This window comes from Arthrobacter humicola (assembly GCF_022803015.1).
GTDB lineage: Bacteria > Actinomycetota > Actinomycetes > Actinomycetales > Micrococcaceae > Arthrobacter > Arthrobacter humicola_A.
The window spans coordinates 297613-313577 of sequence record NZ_JAFKON010000001.1; the positions used below are offsets into that span (position 1 = coordinate 297613).

Annotated in this window: 15 protein-coding genes; 7 read left to right on the forward strand and 8 right to left on the reverse strand. The window is 64.4% G+C overall.

Features of this window, described 5'->3' with window-relative positions:
* The first annotated feature begins 24 nt into the window (after positions 1-24).
* The 4 genes from ARTB_RS01310 to cls all read left to right on the forward strand — a co-directional run bounded on the left by ARTB_RS01310 (position 25) and on the right by cls (position 4387).
* On the forward strand, positions 25-594 hold the full coding sequence (locus ARTB_RS01310) for a tripartite tricarboxylate transporter TctB family protein (protein WP_243177276.1): 570 nt from the start codon (positions 25-27) through the stop codon (positions 592-594).
* A 9-nt stretch (positions 595-603) separates the two neighbouring features.
* Positions 604-2136: a tripartite tricarboxylate transporter permease gene (locus ARTB_RS01315; protein WP_243177277.1), complete on the forward strand. Its 1533-nt coding sequence runs from the start codon at positions 604-606 to the stop codon at positions 2134-2136.
* Positions 2133-2537 (forward strand): universal stress protein, encoded by a 405-nt coding sequence (locus ARTB_RS01320; RefSeq protein ID WP_243177278.1) that lies wholly within the window; start codon positions 2133-2135, stop codon positions 2535-2537. The genes ARTB_RS01315 and ARTB_RS01320 overlap by 4 nt, the downstream gene beginning before the upstream one ends.
* A 383-nt stretch (positions 2538-2920) precedes the next feature.
* Positions 2921-4387 (forward strand): cardiolipin synthase, encoded by a 1467-nt coding sequence (gene cls, locus ARTB_RS01325; protein ID WP_308197205.1) that lies wholly within the window; start codon positions 2921-2923, stop codon positions 4385-4387.
* A 62-nt stretch (positions 4388-4449) separates the two neighbouring features.
* Here cls and ARTB_RS01330 read toward each other — a convergent pair whose 3' ends face one another.
* The 6 genes from ARTB_RS01330 to ARTB_RS01355 all read right to left on the reverse strand — a co-directional run bounded on the left by ARTB_RS01330 (position 4450) and on the right by ARTB_RS01355 (position 10816).
* On the reverse strand, positions 4450-5136 hold the full coding sequence (locus ARTB_RS01330) for a TM2 domain-containing protein (protein WP_243177279.1): 687 nt from the start codon (positions 5134-5136) through the stop codon (positions 4450-4452).
* Between the two features lie 135 nt (positions 5137-5271).
* Positions 5272-6573 carry a wax ester/triacylglycerol synthase domain-containing protein gene (locus ARTB_RS01335; RefSeq protein ID WP_243177280.1) on the reverse strand — a complete coding sequence of 434 codons (1302 nt, stop codon included), beginning with the start codon at positions 6571-6573 and terminating at the stop codon, positions 5272-5274.
* 262 nt (positions 6574-6835) lie between these two features.
* Positions 6836-7384 (reverse strand): hypothetical protein, encoded by a 549-nt coding sequence (locus ARTB_RS01340; RefSeq protein ID WP_243177281.1) that lies wholly within the window; start codon positions 7382-7384, stop codon positions 6836-6838.
* Positions 7385-7386: 2 nt separating this feature from the next.
* On the reverse strand, positions 7387-7944 hold the full coding sequence (locus ARTB_RS01345) for a hypothetical protein (protein WP_243177282.1): 558 nt from the start codon (positions 7942-7944) through the stop codon (positions 7387-7389).
* Between the two features lie 131 nt (positions 7945-8075).
* A complete protein-coding gene (locus ARTB_RS01350; RefSeq protein WP_243177283.1) occupies positions 8076-10295 on the reverse strand; it encodes a transglycosylase domain-containing protein in 2220 nt (739 codons plus the stop codon).
* 14 nt (positions 10296-10309) lie between these two features.
* A complete protein-coding gene (locus tag ARTB_RS01355) occupies positions 10310-10816 on the reverse strand; it encodes an LURP-one-related/scramblase family protein (protein WP_243177284.1) in 507 nt (168 codons plus the stop codon).
* A 234-nt stretch (positions 10817-11050) separates the two neighbouring features.
* Here ARTB_RS01355 and ARTB_RS01360 point away from each other — a divergent pair, with 234 nt between their 5' ends.
* Complete coding sequence (locus ARTB_RS01360) at positions 11051-11551, forward strand: TetR/AcrR family transcriptional regulator (protein WP_243177285.1); 501 nt, start codon at positions 11051-11053, stop codon at positions 11549-11551.
* Positions 11552-11553: 2 nt separating this feature from the next.
* On the opposite strand, the gene ARTB_RS01365 is transcribed toward ARTB_RS01360, so the two are convergent.
* The gene (locus ARTB_RS01365) at positions 11554-12486 is read right to left on the reverse strand and encodes an alpha/beta hydrolase (protein WP_243177286.1); all 933 of its coding nucleotides are present in this window, start codon (positions 12484-12486) and stop codon (positions 11554-11556) included.
* Between the two features lie 488 nt (positions 12487-12974).
* Positions 12975-14084: a HoxN/HupN/NixA family nickel/cobalt transporter gene (locus ARTB_RS01370; RefSeq protein WP_243177287.1), complete on the reverse strand. Its 1110-nt coding sequence runs from the start codon at positions 14082-14084 to the stop codon at positions 12975-12977.
* Positions 14085-14289: 205 nt separating this feature from the next.
* On the opposite strand from ARTB_RS01370, the gene ARTB_RS01375 reads away from it, so the two are divergent.
* A complete protein-coding gene (locus ARTB_RS01375; protein ID WP_243177288.1) occupies positions 14290-14805 on the forward strand; it encodes a mycothiol transferase in 516 nt (171 codons plus the stop codon).
* A gap of 12 nt (positions 14806-14817) precedes the next feature.
* Positions 14818-15936 (forward strand): aminotransferase class V-fold PLP-dependent enzyme, encoded by a 1119-nt coding sequence (locus ARTB_RS01380; protein WP_243177289.1) that lies wholly within the window; start codon positions 14818-14820, stop codon positions 15934-15936.
* Positions 15937-15965 lie beyond the last annotated feature (29 nt).

A 15965-nucleotide genomic window follows, 5' to 3' on the forward strand; every position in this document is an offset into this window, starting at 1 on the left:
CAAGTGTCGTCTTCACCTTCTTCAGTGCCCGCCGGAGGGGGAAGCCGCCCCGCGGCCCCCTCCGGCGGGAACGCCCCCGAAGCTCCCGGGGACGACGTTCTGGAGGACCTCACGCCGGAGCAACTCGCCGCGCAGTGGGAGGAAGAGAAGCCGCCCGCCGCCGGAGCGCTGGCAAATGCGGCATCCTCCTTAGTGGTTCTCGGCGTCGGCACCGGCGCCCTGGTCCTGTCCGTTGCCATGGGCCTCGGCACTCCGGCAGCGCCGGAGCCCGGGCTGTGGCCGTTCATGATCAGCTGCGTCATGGTGGTCCTGGGCCTCTTCCAGTTGACCGTCGGGCGGCACAACCGGGACGCGGAGAAGTTCACCCGCATGTCCTCCGCACCCCTGACAGGGCTCGTCACCCTCGCCGCCATGGTCGCGCTGATGCCGGCCATCGGTTTTGAATTGCCCGCCCTCGTCCTGTGCATCATCTGGATGCGCTTCCTCGGCGGCGAAACGTGGCGCTCCACCCTGCTGGTAAGCGCGATCGTCGTGGCGGCGTTCTACGGAATCTTCGTCCTTGCGCTCAACACCTCCATTCCCCACCTCTTCTAGGAGAACCCCGTGGATTTTCTAAATCCCGTGATCAACGGATTCGCCGTTGTCCTGGAGCCGAGCAACCTCCTCTACTGCCTGATCGGCGTCGTCATCGGCATGTTGATCGGTGTCCTGCCCGGTCTGGGGCCCGCGGCAACCATCGCCATCCTGCTGCCGCTGACCTACAACGTCGAACCCGTCACCGCCATCATCATGCTCGCGGGCATCTTTTACGGCGCACAGTACGGCGGCACCATCACCTCCGTGCTCCTGCGGCTTCCCGGCGAAGCCTCGTCCGTGGTGACCGTCTTCGACGGCTACCAGATGTCCAAACAGGGGAAGGCCGGTACCGCACTTGGCCTGGCGTCCATCGGCTCGTTCATCGGCGGAACCGCCTCAATCGTTGGCTTGACCTTCTTGGCGCCCGTCGTGGCGAGCTTTGCCCTCGACTTCGGCCCGGCCGAATACTCGGCGCTCGCACTGCTCGGCATCCTGTTGGTCGCCACCATCAGCAACGGTGCCAAGACCAAGGCACTCATCGCCGCCGCCGTCGGCTTGCTGCTGGCAACGGTCGGCCGGGACATCTTCACCGGCGAAAGCCGCTTCACCTTCGGCAACCTGGAACTGGCCGACGGAATTGATTTCGTGCCGATCGCCATGGGCATCTTCGGCCTGGGCGAAATCCTCTACAACCTCGAAGAGCGGCACCGCGCCGCCAAGGCGCCGTCCAAGGTCACGAACGTCTGGCCATCACGGACGGATCTCGCGCAGGCCTCCGGCGCGATCGCCCGCGGTTCTGTCCTCGGGTTCTTCCTCGGCATTTTGCCCGGTGGCGGTGCCACCATCGCATCGATGGCCTCCTATGCGATGGAGAAGAAGCGCGCCAAGCAGCCGGAACGGTTCGGTAAAGGGGCCCCGGAGGGCGTCGCTGGACCGGAAACCGCCAACAACGCCGCAGCAACGTCGTCGTTCATCCCGCTGCTGACCCTCGGAATCCCGGCTAACGCCACCATGGCCCTGATGTTCGGTGCCCTGCTGATCCAGGGTGTGACGCCGGGCCCGCAGTTGGTGGAGCAGGACCCCGGGCTGTTCTGGGGCGTGGTCAACTCCATGTACATCGGCAACATCCTGCTGCTGATCATGAGCCTGCCCCTCGTCGGAATCTTCGTGAAAATCCTCCGCGTCCGCGCCGCGATCCTGGCCCCGGTCACCGCCCTCATCACGCTGCTTGGTGCCTACACCATCAACAACAGCATGTTCGATGTGACGCTTGTCGTGGTGTTTGGGATCGTGGGATACCTGATGAAGAAGTTCGGCTTTGAACCCGGTCCGCTGGTCCTGGCGTTCGTCCTCGGGTCCCTGCTGGAGAGCTCACTGCGCCGTTCACTTCTCGTGTTCGGCGGCGATCCCACGGGCTTCTTCACCCGCCCCATCTCCGCGACGCTGCTCATCGTGTTCGTCCTGGTAGCCGTGCTCCCGGGCATCCGGACTCTCCTGGCGAAGTGGACGACGGCGCCAAGCGAACAGCCCATCACCACGAAAATCAAGGAGAAGGTATGAGCATCATCGTCGGATTCGTCCCCACACCGGCAGGGGAGGCCGCGCTGACCGCCGGCATTGCCGAAGCCATGCTCAGGAACGAAGACCTGGTGATCGTCAACTCCGCCCGCGAAGGCGCCCTGGTGGACAAAGCCGTTGCCGGCTCCGACATCCTGGAGGAGGCCGGCCGCCGGGCCACGGAGGCCGGAATCAGGGCAACGGTGATCCAGCCGCCGTACCGTGACGACCTCGCCGATGAATTCCTGGACGTCGCCCGCGAGGTCAACGCATCCCTGATTGTCATTGGCCTGCGGCACCGCTCACAGGTCGGCAAATTCATCCTGGGCAGCCACGCCCAGCGCATCCTCATGCAGGCCGACCGGCCCGTCCTTGCCGTGAAGGCGGACGGGGCCCTCTCCTAGAAAGCTCTCGCGGCTCTCAAAGGGTGGACGGGCCGGCCCCCCTAGGTGGGGTCCGGCCCGTTTGCTTGAGCGCGGGCGCGCAGCCACCACGGGCCATGGCAGTCGCCTGCCGGCCCAGCTGGTCGGACACGTCTCGGAGCTCGCGCCATGCATTTCCGGAATTTCACCCGCAGCGGGTGAGGCCCATGCCGGACCTAATGCAAACAATGGTCATACCCTCCAAAGGTAGGGCTGAGGGACATGCCGTCCCGGAAACGAGAACGCATCTTTGAGAGCAGGAAAAGCAAATGAGTTTCCGGGAAGACTATTGGGATATTTTGACGGAACCAAGAGCCGGGTGCTGGTCTGACGGCGTTCGTGCCTTGAAGTACGTTTAGGCAGCCGTGCGCGGATCCTTCCAGGACGCTGAAACTTTTGCCTTGCTCCTGCTGGCGGCCCACATACTACTCGTGACCGTCGCAGCTGTCCTGGTGTCGATGAATCGCCGTCCATCCTCTGCTATTGCCTGGGTGCTCGCCATAATTTTCATACCGATCCTTGGTGCCGTCGCATATTTCTTTGTTGGTTACTCGAAACTGCCCAAGGCGCGCAGGGACAAGCAGCGCGAAGTCAACGCTCTGGTCCTGGCCCGGACTGAAGGCAGTCCGTTCATAAGCCGCGGCCTTGATTGGCCGGAATGGCTGCATTCGGCGGTGGTGTTGAACAGCAACCTTGGGGCGCTCCCAATGGTCGCGGGCAACAGTGCGACCCTGTTGGGCGACTACAACGGAGCTTTCGATGCCATGATCGCTGATATTGATTCGGCCACAAGTTATGTGCACGTGGAGTTTTACATCCTCGTGCTGGACGCAACGACAGAGCCGTATTTTCAGTCGCTGGCCCGGGCACGACGGCGCGGCGTTGACGTGCGGGTTCTGTCCGATCACCTGGCTGGCCTGAAGTTCCCCGGCCGGAAAGAAACCTTGGAGTTCCTCCAGGAGATAGGGGCGGAATATCGCCCCATGCTGCCGGTGCGGCCTTGGCGTGGCGAATGGCAGAGGCCGGACCTGCGCAATCACCGGAAGATCTGCGTCGTCGATGGCCGCGTGGGATTCACGGGGTCCCAGAACCTCATCGACGCGAGCTACGACACGAAGGGCAACCTGAAGCGCGGGCTTCAGTGGCACGAACTGATGATGCGCGTTGAGGGACCAGTGGTCCGGGAGCTGGATGCGGTCTTCGCGACGGACTGGTACAGCGAAGCGGGTGTGATACTGCCACTGGATTCCAGCGCCATCGGCGTCAGCCATCATTCTGCGCTCGTCGACGCGCAAGTCCTGCCCAGTGGCCCCAGCTTCGACAACGACAACAATTTGAAGCTCTACGCGACGCTTATCCACAAAGCTGAGCGACGCGTCAGCATCACCAGTCCATACTTTGTCCCGGACGAATCCATCCTGATGGCTATTGTCACGGCAGCTGCGCGGGGGCTAAGCGTCGAGCTCTTTGTTTCCGAAGTCGGTGACCAGAGCATGGTCTATCACGCGCAGCGTTCGTACTACGAAGCACTGCTCCGCGCGGGCGTCAGGATTTACCTTTACCGGGCACCGAAGGTGCTGCACTCCAAGCACTTCACTATTGACGAGGAAGTTGCGGTGATTGGGTCCAGTAACATGGATGTGCGTTCCTTCAGCCTCAACATGGAGGTATCCGTACTTGTGCACGGGCGCGATTTTGTGGACGCCATTCGCGGGATCGAAGACGGGTACCGCGTGGAAAGCCGCGAGCTGCAGCTCGAAGACTGGATCCGGCGGCCCGTAGCCCAAAAAGTATTCGACAATCTGGCGCGCCTGACCGCGTCTCTTCAATAGGGAACGGTCAGGTCCCAGTCCTTCCCTGTCGTCGGCCCGGTATGTGACGGCGCACCGTGACGCTACCCGGAGGGCCGGTATTCCTGGGCCGTAAGGTGCCAGACGGCTCCATTAGTGCTGACTATCAGCGCGTATGTCCCCGGAGCCAGGCTGATGCCGATCGCCCCGGCGCCGGCCATGGCCAGGGACAGCACGGTGAGGGCAGGTCCATTCACGGGTTGGAGATAGGCAATGGCGGCCCCGGTGAAGGTGTACTCAATGTGAAGCCTGCCGGTGAGGGTTACGAGTGGGGCCGGGGGTTTCGTGCCGGAGGCCTCCGCGACGGTGACCCATTCTTTCACCGGGGGCGGCGGGGCCGGATGCAGCACTGCGTTCATCGCGGCAACTGTGGCGGTCACAGTCCCGGTGACGGGGGCGGCGCTGACGCAGACCAACGCACCGGCGAGGGTGACGACCAGGACAGTCGAGGCCAGACGCAGGCCCCGTCGCAGGGAGTTGGTCCCGGCCAACGGCATGGATGCCCCGTCGGCGGCGTACTCATTGGTGATCCGGAACAGGTCAATGAGCCACCAGATGCCGGCGCCGCCCAGCGTCAACAGCTTCAAGGTGCCGGTAACCGGCTTGTGGAGGTAGAACCTGTCCGCTCCGCTGAAGCCCAGAAACAATGCCAGCAGCCACGCCGTGCGCAGGGAACGCATCGGCGGCAGGTCACCGTCGAAGACAAGCCCGTACTGCTCGGTCCTGGGCACATTCCCGATTCTGGAACAGCCACGTCCGGATGTCCACAGGCATCCGGTGTGCGCTCGGTCAGTCCCTTAGGATCCACACGCGGAGAATGCGCCGAGCCGACGGCTCTTCATGAACGGATGTCCTCGGGTCGAAGCTTATGAAGGCCCAGTCACCATCAGAGCTTCAAGGGCGCTGGAAAGTTCGTCACGCAGTCCTGTCAGGTCCGGGCACGCCCCGGGATCGGCGATAGTGGTGATGGTCAGCGTGCCGGCGTAGGAGAGGACTGCAAAGGCAACCGTTACGTTGCCGCTGATCGCTCCGAGTGGAATGATCCCGGTTACCGGCCTGCCCGCGACCACCAAGGTGCGTTCGGGTCCCCGCAGGTTCGTGACAAATGTATGGACAAGGTGTTGGTGGTCTATGACGAAGCGGTAGGCGCCAAGGTGCGCTGCGACCCGGGATATGGGGCCGATGATTGCAGTGGAGGCCCCGGGAGGCCGCTGCTTGACACTCCTCATCGTTGCGGCAACGGCTGCCACCCTTCCCTTGGCCGGACCGACCGCGGGAACGGTCACCGGGATGATGCCGCTCCGGTTCCCCAGATAGGTGATTGTCGTGTGGCGGCGTGCAGAAAACAGCACGGAGATGACAAACTCTTCAACATATTCGCCCCGTGCCAGGAGCAGGCGGTGCAGGGCTGTCGCGACGGCGGTGAGGATGAGATCGTTGACCGTCGCTCCCTGCATGTGCGCGGCGGTTCTGACTGCCTCCATGTCGCAGCGGAGGACGGCAAGCGTCCGTTGCGGACCTGTCGGGCGGTTGAGTGAGGTGCGGGCAGCCCGGGGTTTGCCCGTCTGCCGCAGTTCGGAGGCTCCGGCGGCTGCGGTCCGCAGTGCGGCCGGGAGCCCGGCCAGTGCGTTGACTCGGCTCCTTGCAGCATCAATGGCCAGATGCAGCGCCGAGTATGGAATCTCTGGCTCCCGGCGACCGTCCCACCCGGCTTCCGCGGCTGCCAGGGCATCCAGGACGGCGAGACCTCCAATTCCATCTGTGAGGACATGATGAAAGACGAAAACAAGCGCTGACAGGTCCGGGCTTACGCCGGTGATGAGCTTGGCTGACCAGAGAGGACGGTCGCGGGACAGCGGCGCAGCGAGCATTTCGGCCGCAATGTTCAGCACCGCTTCCTCACCGCCGGGCGCCGGACAGGCGATCACGCCCAGATGGTGTGCCGGATCAAAGCCGGAATCATCCGCCCAAATGGGCCGCCCGCAGCCGAAGGGGACAGAGACCAGCCGCTGGCGCAGCCGGGGGACAGTGCCGAGCCGACGCGCCAGTGCTTCCAGGAGGGGTGCCGAATCTTCGCTGCCTTCCGTGCTGAGCATGAGGATGGCCCCGACTTGCATTGGCGCTGAGCCGATGTCCGCGTCCAAGGACATCATGTCCTCGGCGCTCACCCTGTCAACATGTTGTCTTGGCGTCATTTTCGGTCCCCGGAACCAGATCTCTGAATTCTCTGCACTCCTGGGAGGGAAGAAGACAGCAACCCACAAGTTCTTGAGCAGAGACAGCCGGCGACCCGACGTGGTCGTCATGTCCTCACTGTTGGGCGTACGGGGCCCAGAGGCTAGGGCAGAACGTCCCGCTTGCCCGCCATAGCCGAAGAGCCACCAGCGGCGCTGAATGATTTGGAACAACGACGGGGGCAAGCTCCCGCCGCTAGGACGCTTTCGCGCTGGTGGTACCGGGGCCGGCGTTGACTGCTGCCGCCACCAGGCGGTCGAAGCTGGCGGTTCCGTTGTCCGGAGGCACAACCGTGAACACCGCAACCCATTTCTCGGGGGCATGTTTCTCCAGAGTTGACGCCCGGGCCACATGCAGGTTCAGCCCGGGTACGCCGCTGACAAGGAGCGGAAGCTGCTCGCCGGTCTTGGTCATGTGCCGGAATTGCCTGACCGACAATTGGTCACCCGGGCTGCTCGTGACCTCTGCGAGGGTGTCATTGATCCTCTTGGTCAGCCCCCGCATGAAGCGCTGCTGGGCCATGACCGTGCGCACCGTCAGAAGCGCGGCGAAGAAGAGGGTGAACAAAACCAGGGCACCGAAACTTCTGAGGAAGGGCAGAAAGATCATCAGGAACAGGCACACGATCAGCCCCAAAATACTCGACATGACGAACTTGAAGACGGGGTTTTCGCCCGGTTTCTTTGACCAGCGAACGAGGGCGACGATGTCCTTCCGGGGCTGATCGCGCCGTGAAATTTCCATGATTAGTACCCCTTCACTTCCATGAGCGCTTCGGCCAGGATGATTGCCTCGCGTGCTTCCTTGAGATCGCCCAGCAACCCCATATCGGGAATGGCTCCTTTGGCCGCGGTGGAGCCGGCGATTTCGGAAAAGATGCTGCTCAACTTTTCGCGGTCCTGTGACAGCATCCGGGACGACGTCAGCTTAATTCTGCTCAGCTCAAGCTCCAGCAATGACTTGTCGATGGCCTCACGACGCCCTTGCATGACCGCCAGCTTCTCGGTGACACGCTGGACACGGCCCCGGAGCATTGCTTCCATCTTTCCTGCCACGACGTGGAGCTCGCACAGCGCGGTGTAGGACTGCGGGGACCCCGAGTGAACGGCGAGCTGCTCACCGACGTAATGGCGCCGTCGTTCCCATTTCCGAACGGCGGACTCAGATGGTCCCAAGAGGAGGGAAACGGCTGCCAGTGCTTTGTCCAGCGACGCGGCCCGGGTGCTCAGGCTGCTGGTGGCGGCGTCCAGCCTCGACAGGAACGCGTCGTAGTTGTCGTGAGGCTGGGCGCTATCGGGATTCATGAGCCACCCGCGCGCGGTGGCGCGATTCCCCTCGCCGGAAATTGGCCCCGTCTCCCATGGCAAGAGGATAGAGGCTCCGGGCCCCGTTGGCATAGAGCGCGGCATTGGATCCAGAGCATTTCGGGCCAGTGTCAGCGACACAACGCACTATTAAAACCGGGGAAGCACGGCGTGCGGGTCGTAGGGGGCGTGCGGCTCGCGGAGGGCGTCCGGGTCATGGACTCCGGCGGCGCCGGGAAGGGGGCGGTGGGGTAGTACCCGGCGACCTGCAGCATGTAGTTCGCCCACTGCGGGCCGGCGAGCATGTACCCGTCAATGGCCTTGTAGAACTTGCCGTTGACGGTGATGTTCTGCCCGGGCCGCTTCTGGCCCTCCAAGGCGTCGCCGAAGAAGGAAGCCGTCGCGAGGCCGCTTGTGTAGCCCACCACCCAGGTGGCGCCATTGGTATTGGACGTGCCCGTCTTGGCCGCGACCGGGAACCGCTCCTGGACCTTGGGCTTGATGTAAACGCCGGACCCGCGTTTCAGCACGTCCTGCAGCACGGCGTTCACGCCGCGGGCGACCTCGGGCTTGATCGCCCTGTGACAGGCGCTGGTCTCGGCCGGCAGTTTCTGTCCCGCCGCGTCGTTCACTGCCGAAATGGCAATCGGTGCGCAGTAGTTTCCGTCGTTGGCGAAGGTGGCAAACGCGTTGGCCAGATGGAGCGGCGCCACGCCGATGGCGCCCAGCAGGTTGCCCAGCTGGTGCATGTTCACCCGGGCGTTGTCCACGCCGCTGTGGATCCCTGCGGCGTCCACCATCTTCTGGATGCCGCAGAAATCTAGCTGAGTGGCCTCGGCGAAGGTGGCGGTGTTGATGGAGTTGTAGAGACCGTAGTTGACGGGCATCCTGCGGTAGTACCCGGGGTCGTTGTTCTGCAGGTCATCCGCGGCGCCGAGCTGTTTTTGGCTGGTGCTGTAGGCGCCGAGCACCCTGCCGCAGCTGGACCTCCATGGAAACCCGAGGGGATAGGACCGCCTGGAGGCGTCCACCATGGCGGTCAGGGATTTGCCCTCGTTGAGCCATTCGGCAAACGTGAACGGTTTCATGGTGGAACCGGGCTGGAATCCGCCGGCGCCGTTGAGATCGTTGCCGTTGGCGTCCTTGGAATCGACGTTGAAGTTCAGTTGCGTGTCGAATTTGCCAGGTGCCGGGAGAAACACGGTGTTTTGCGCCATCGCCAGGATCTTGCCGGTGCCGGGTGCGATGGAGACCATCGCGGCGCCCCATTTGTCCGGGTTCGCCCCGGCCGTGGCATCGACCTGCGCCTGCGCGGCCAATTGGAGCCGGCTGTCCAGGGTGGTGGTGATGGTCAGGCCGCCGCGGAACAGCTTCCGCTCGCGTTCGCCAATATCCGCGCCGTAGGCCGGGTTGTTGAGAATGAGGTGGGAAACGTAGTCGCAGAAGTACGGTGCCATTTCCGCGCCGGCGCACCCCTGCCTCCCGGGGGTGATCTTGAGATCCACCGGGGCGGCCACGGCCGCATCGTGCTGCGCTTGGGTGATGGCGCCATAGCTGAGCATCTTGGCGAGAACCTGGTTGCGCCGCTGGACGGCGCTTTCCGGATGGACGTCAGGATTGTAGAAACTGGGGCTGTTCACGAGGCCTGCCAGCAGGGCAGCCTGCGGCAGGGTGAGATCCTTGGCAGTGGTGTTGAAGAAGTAGCGGGACGCGGCTTCGATGCCGTAGGCGTCACGGGCGAAAAACACGATGTTCAGGTACCCCTCCAGGATCTGATCCTTGGTGTATTTCTTTTCCAGTTCGACGGCGAGCTTCATCTCGCGGATCTTGTCGGCCATGCTCTTTTGCCCGTTGAGGACAATCTGGTCGCCCTTGTCCGCCGACACGAGGGATTCGTTGAGCACGTTGGTGACGTACTGCTGGGTCAGGGTGGAGGCACCCTGCCTGCCGCCGTCGGTCAGGTTGGACACCAGCGCCCGGAGAATCCCCTGGGGGTCAATGCCGGCATGTTCGTAGAAGCGGCGGTCCTCGATCGCGACGATCGCGTCCTTGATGTACGGGGACATCTGGTCGAGCCGGACCTTCACGCGGTTTTCAGCATAGAAGGTGGCGATCGGTTTCCCGTCGGCGGTGAGCACCCTGGTCGATTCCGACGGCGGATCAACTGTCAGTTCCGAGGGGAGGCTGTTGAACAATTTGATCGAGTCGCTGACGGCGACGCCGGTCGCGGCCACCGTGGGGACCAGAAGGCTGGCGGCCAGGACGCCGCAAACCGCGCTCGCCGTCAGGAAGCCGAACAGCCTCCACAGGGTCGCGGCTACTAGGGATCCGGTGCTTTTCCTGGGCGACATGGTGCCTGGACAGGCTAGGTCAAGGAGTCGATGGCGACGGTGATCGCCAGGAGGAGCGGGACGTCCTCGCCGCCCGCGATTTCGACGCCGTAGGACTCGCGCACGCGGAACCACTTCTTGGAGATCGTGGCGACCGTATGGCCGTCGCGCTCGATCTCGTACTCGTGGTCGACGATGTTGCCGTGTGCCTTCATGTCGGGGCCGCCTTGAACGTCGATCGAGAAGCGGTCCCGGAACCCTACCAGGGCCTTGTGCACCGTCGCGGCGGTGTCGCCGCCGCGTTCGATGGCCACCTTGTCCCGGACCGAGAGCTTGCGCTCCTGGATGCGCGCCACCTCGTTTCCCGAGGCGTCCTCCAAAACGAACGTGTCCCGGATTCGGACCGCCTTGCCGTTGACCTTGTAGGCGCGTTGGCCGTGGCTGTCTTCGATCCAGAAGTCGTCCCCGATCGACAGCAGTTTCTCGCGCATCTGAAACCGCTCGCCCATGGGTTCGTCATGCCGGTGCCGCAATAGTCCCATGCCCTGACCATAGGACCGCTCCGCCGGCCGGCACCTCACCCGAACCGGATGGTCCGGGCCGCTGAAGTGTTCTCGCTGGTAACCTGAACATCATTGTTTGAGTAGTCGAAGGGGCTGGGAGGGCCGGTGCCGGAAGTGCAGAAAGAACGCACCAAGCGGGCGGACGCCGTCCGGAACAAAGATGCCATCATTGACGCCGCGTTGACACGCCTCAGTGACAATCCCGGGGCAAGCATGGCTGAAATTGCTCGGGTTGCGGGGGTGGGCAGGGTGACCCTCTACGGGCACTTCGCAGACCGGAAGGACCTGGTTGGCGCCGTGTTCGAGAGGGCCATGGACCGCGCCGAGGCCGAACTCGCCGCTGTAGACATCGAGCAAGACACCTGGAACTCCCTGCAGGAGATCGTCCAGTCATCCTGGCGGGTCCTCCATCAATTCAACGCGCTTTTGGCGGCGGCCGAACCATACCTCTCAGCCGACCAAATCAGGGCTCACCACGACAAGCCGCTGGCCCGGGTGGTGTCGGTACTGGAAAAGGGCAGGAGTGAGGGGATCTTCCGTACCGATCATTCCCTCACGTGGCAGGCCGCCTGCTTCTACGCCATCCTCCACAGCGCGGCGGCCGAAATCCGGGCGGAACGACTGGATGAGGTGGCGGCGGCAAAGATCCTTCCGTCAACGATCCGGGCCCTCCTGGTCCCGCCGGACCTGCCGACCGATAAATCTCTCCACTAGATCTACTGGGTGCCGCCGTGGCGCAGGAACTCGGTGATCTTCTTTGCCATGGCCTTGGACTGCGTCCAGTGCAGGTAGTGCTCGCCCCCAAGGACCACCAGCTCGTGGCGCCGTACGTTGGCCAGCTGCCGTTCGTGCGCGCCGTACCAGTCCGGCTGCTGGTTCATCGTGTCCTGTGACAGGAAGTAGAGCACCGGAAGGGCGTCGGGGTAGCGGAGATCCTGGAGCTTGGCGGCATTCTCGCCCATCCGGAGAGTTTCATCAGTGACTGCCGGGTTGCCGAAGTTCCAGCTCGCTATCTGACGCATTTGTTGGCGTTCAGCTGCCGTGAAGCTGCCGCCGCCGGGTTCTCCAAAACCCAGCGCCGTGGCCCAGCGGACCAGGCCTGTGGTCGAGGGTGCATGCGCCCACCAGTAGTCCGCTGCAGGCACCTCGGCGTGGTCGGTGGTTCCGCCCGTAGACATCCTGCTGGCCGGGACGGTGGGGTCGATGCCGATAACGGCGGACACCTCCGCTGGATACTTGTTCGCGTAGTACAGCGTGGAAAAGCCGGCGATCGAGTGGCCCATGAGAGTGTAGGGCGCCCTGATGCCGAGCTTTGACAGCACTTCATGAAGTTCTTCGGCGATGTTTTCTACGGTCCTTGGCCGGGCAGTCATGTCGCTTAAGCCGTAGCCGAATCCCTCAACAATCACTGTTCGGAAGCCGCGCATTTCCCGGACCAAGGGGGCAAAATCGAGCCCCGGGGCAGGGGTCCCGAGTCCACTGAGCAGCACGACCGTCGGCCCGGTCTCGCCGGTGCGGATGACATTGATGGTTCCCTCAATGAGGTGAACCTTTTCGCCGTATGCGACCGTGTGGGACTTTTCGATCTGTTCCAGGATGATATTGGCCGACGTCGAGGCGGCGAGCAAGCCGGCAACGCTCAGCGCCACCACCCCCGCCATGCGCAGGCCCCGCCTCCACCGACGCCTGCGGGGCGGATTGTCCAGGGCTGGGCGGGTAGGGCGCGGCATCATGGCAAGACTCCAGAACGAAGGAACTGAGGTAGGCGGTGCGACGTCTCCGCGCTGGGACCGGTCCGGTCAGGCACTTTTGTTGACCAAAATAAATTATACAGCGCTGTTTGAGATAAAGCTCTGGTTGATCATGCCCAAGCTTTTTACAACCCCCGCCCACACGCCATGAGAATCAATTCTGCCCGCGCAGCCGTAAGCCCCTGATCCTCACGGCCGGCTGGTTGGCGGTGGGCCTCCCGGCACCAGCCCGGCCATCGACCGCGCCGGAACGAGCCTGTCCGCCGTCGACCTCGCCGGAAGTCCCGTGCCCCAGGACGGGGACTGCAACGGGACGGCCGCTGCCGATTCGGGGGCCTACGAGTTCGACTCGCCCAGCTGCTGACCTACGTTGTGCCAGCATCGGCTCAGCTGGTGCCGGCGTGGCTCCAGCGCTGCTCGATCCGGCCAAATTTCCAGACGGCGAGCGCGATCAGCCAGATGATGACGAAGAGGCCGACGATGATGTACCCGACGTTTTCGAGGTCCAGCGAACCGATGGCGGCCGCCGGCCCCGATTCGAGTCCCAACTTGTCCGCCACGAGCCCAAGCAGCACGGTGACACCGACCACCAGGGCCACAATCACCGAGAGCACCGTGACTGTGAGGTTGTAGAAGACCTTGCGGACCGGCTTCAGGAACGCCCACCCATAAGCCCTCGACATGAACACGCCGTCGGCGGTGTCGAAAATGCTCATTCCGGAGGCGAACAGCACCGGCAGGACCAGGATGGCGTACCAGGGCAGGGAGAAGGCCGCGGAACCGGCGGCGAGCACGAGCAGGGCTACCTGGGAGGCAGTGTCGAATCCCAGGCCCATCAGCAGACCGACGGGATAGATGTGCCATGGCTTGGTGATCCGCCGGATGGTTCCGCCGAGGAGCCTTGCCAGGAAGCCCCGGTTGTTGAGCTGGTGCTCAAGCTCAGCCTCGTCCAGTTCCCCGGTCCGCATTCCGCGGAACACCCGGGCGATGCCGACCACCGAGACGAGGTTCATCAGGCCGATCAGGATCAGGAACGTTCCAGCCACGACGCTTCCCACCAGTCCAAGCGTCTGCATCAGCGCCGAGTCCCCGTCCTGCACGGTGCCGGCCATGGCCCTCGCGCCGAGGGCCAGGAGCAGCGCCGCGCCGAACACCACGGTGGAGTGGCCCAGCGAGAACCAGAAGCCCACCCCCAGCGCGGCCTTTCCCTCGCCGACCAGCTTGCGGGTGGTGTTGTCGATGACGGCGATGTGGTCGGCGTCGAACGCGTGCCGCACCCCCAGCAGAAAGGCGGTAACGCCCAGCCCCACCCCGTACACGCCGGAGCGGCCCAGCGCGAAGTTCTGCGGAGCCACGGCCAGGGTCAGCACACTCCAGCCGACCACATTGAGCAGGAAGACGAAGCCGGTGATGCCGGCGAGATGGAACTTGTCCCGGCGTTCCCAGCGACTGGACGTCGCCCGAACCGGCTGCGCTACAGGCAACAAGTTGCTCATAATCCGTAAGGGTAGGCGCGGGGGTCGCCGCTGCCAAGACCTGGCGGACTGCGGAACTGCGCGTGGCCGTGTTGCCCCCGGCACCGTCTCGGCTTGCGCGGTTGGCACGGCGATGCCCGGCCCTATCCGCCGGTGCGGCCTCCATGCAAGCATGGGGATCACCGATCATGCACAGCACTCCGATCATGCACAGGGAGGGGACGCGATGAAATCCAATGAACTGCTGCTGGATGCCTTCGGCCGGATCCGTGAGACGGTGGACGCGGCCCTGGCCGGGGTGGATGATGCCACCCTGCTCCGACGGCCCGGAGGCAACGGGAATTCAATGGCCTGGCTCATCTGGCACCTCAGCAGGGTCGAGGACGCGCAAGTCGCCTCCGCCGCGGGCCTGGACCAGGTGTGGACCTCCGAGGGGTTTGCCGCCCGCTTCGGCCTGCCGCTCTCCAAACGGGACACCGGCTACGGCCATACGAGCGGCCAAGTAGACGCGGTGCAGGCACCGCCGGAACTGTTGCTCGAATACTACGAAGCCGTCCACCGGCAGACCGTGAACTTCCTGGAGAACCTCGGCGACGACGACCTCGACCGGATCGTCGATACCCGCTGGGACCCGCCCGTCACCCTCGGGGTGCGGCTGGTCAGCACGGTTGCCGACTGCCTCCAGCACGTGGGGCAGGCGGCCTACGCAAAGGGCCTGGACTCCGCGCGCGGGCACGGCTAGGAGGTCCCTGCCATGCAGGCGGCCGATATTCGCGGACTCTTCCCGGGCCTGCAGGAGACCATCTATCTCAACACCGCCTCGATGAACGTCGGCTGTGCACCCGCCCGCGAGGCCTACGAACTGGCCGTCGCGCGCTGGTCCGCCGGCAGGTTCGACTGGATGGATGCCGAGCGGGCAGGGGAGGAGGCACGCACCATATTCGCGGAGATCGTCGGGGCAACGGCGGGGGAGATCGCGATCGTCCCGGCCGTGAGCACAGCCGCCGGGATAGTAGCCGCCAACCTGCCGCCGGCGAAGCGCGGCGAGAACGTCGTGGTTGCCGGGAACGAATTCGCCTCGAACTATTACCCCTGGCTCCTGCTCCGCAACCGCGGCTACGAGGTCCGGGCCGTGGCACCGGGCGGTGACGGCATGACGGCCAAGGAATTTGGCCAGGCGGCCGACGGCGGCACCCGTCTCATCGCAGTGAGTGCCGTCCATTCGGCCAACGGCTACCGGGCGGACCTGGCCGCACTCAGCCAGGTTGCGGCCCGCTCCGGCGCCTGGTTCTTCGTCGACGCCTGCCAGGCCGCGGGCGCGGTGCCCCTGGATGTCGTGCGCGACGGCGTGGATTTCCTGGCCGCCGCGAGCCACAAGTTCCTGCTCGGCTCCAGGGGCATGGGCTACCTCTATGTCCGCAGCGGGCTGCTTGACCGGATCCAGCCCGTCGGTCCCGGCTGGAAGGCCGCGCGCAACCCGGCCGAGAGCTTCTACGGACCGGCCATGGACCTCTCACCCACGGCCTCGAAGCTCGACGCCTCCTTGGCCTGGTTTCCAGCCCTGGCCGAGCAGGCGGCGCTCGGCATCTTCCGCAGGTTCGGCATCGGGGCCCTGCTCGATCGCAACGTCCGGCTCACCCTGCGTCTTCAGGATGCCCTGGCGGCGCAGGGTTCCGCGTTCAGGCCGTTCGCCGAGCAGCACCGCTCCACGATCTTCTCCGTGCCGGTGACAGACACCGAGGCGGTCCTGGCGCGGTTCCGCCAGGCCAACGTGGTGGCATCGGTCCGGGAGGGCAGAATCCGGCTGGCGGTACATTTCTACAATCTGGATGAAGAACTCGATCGCGTGGCCGGGCTGATCGGGAGAGGGTGAGCGGCGGCGGTGCCTCTCATGGAAACTGG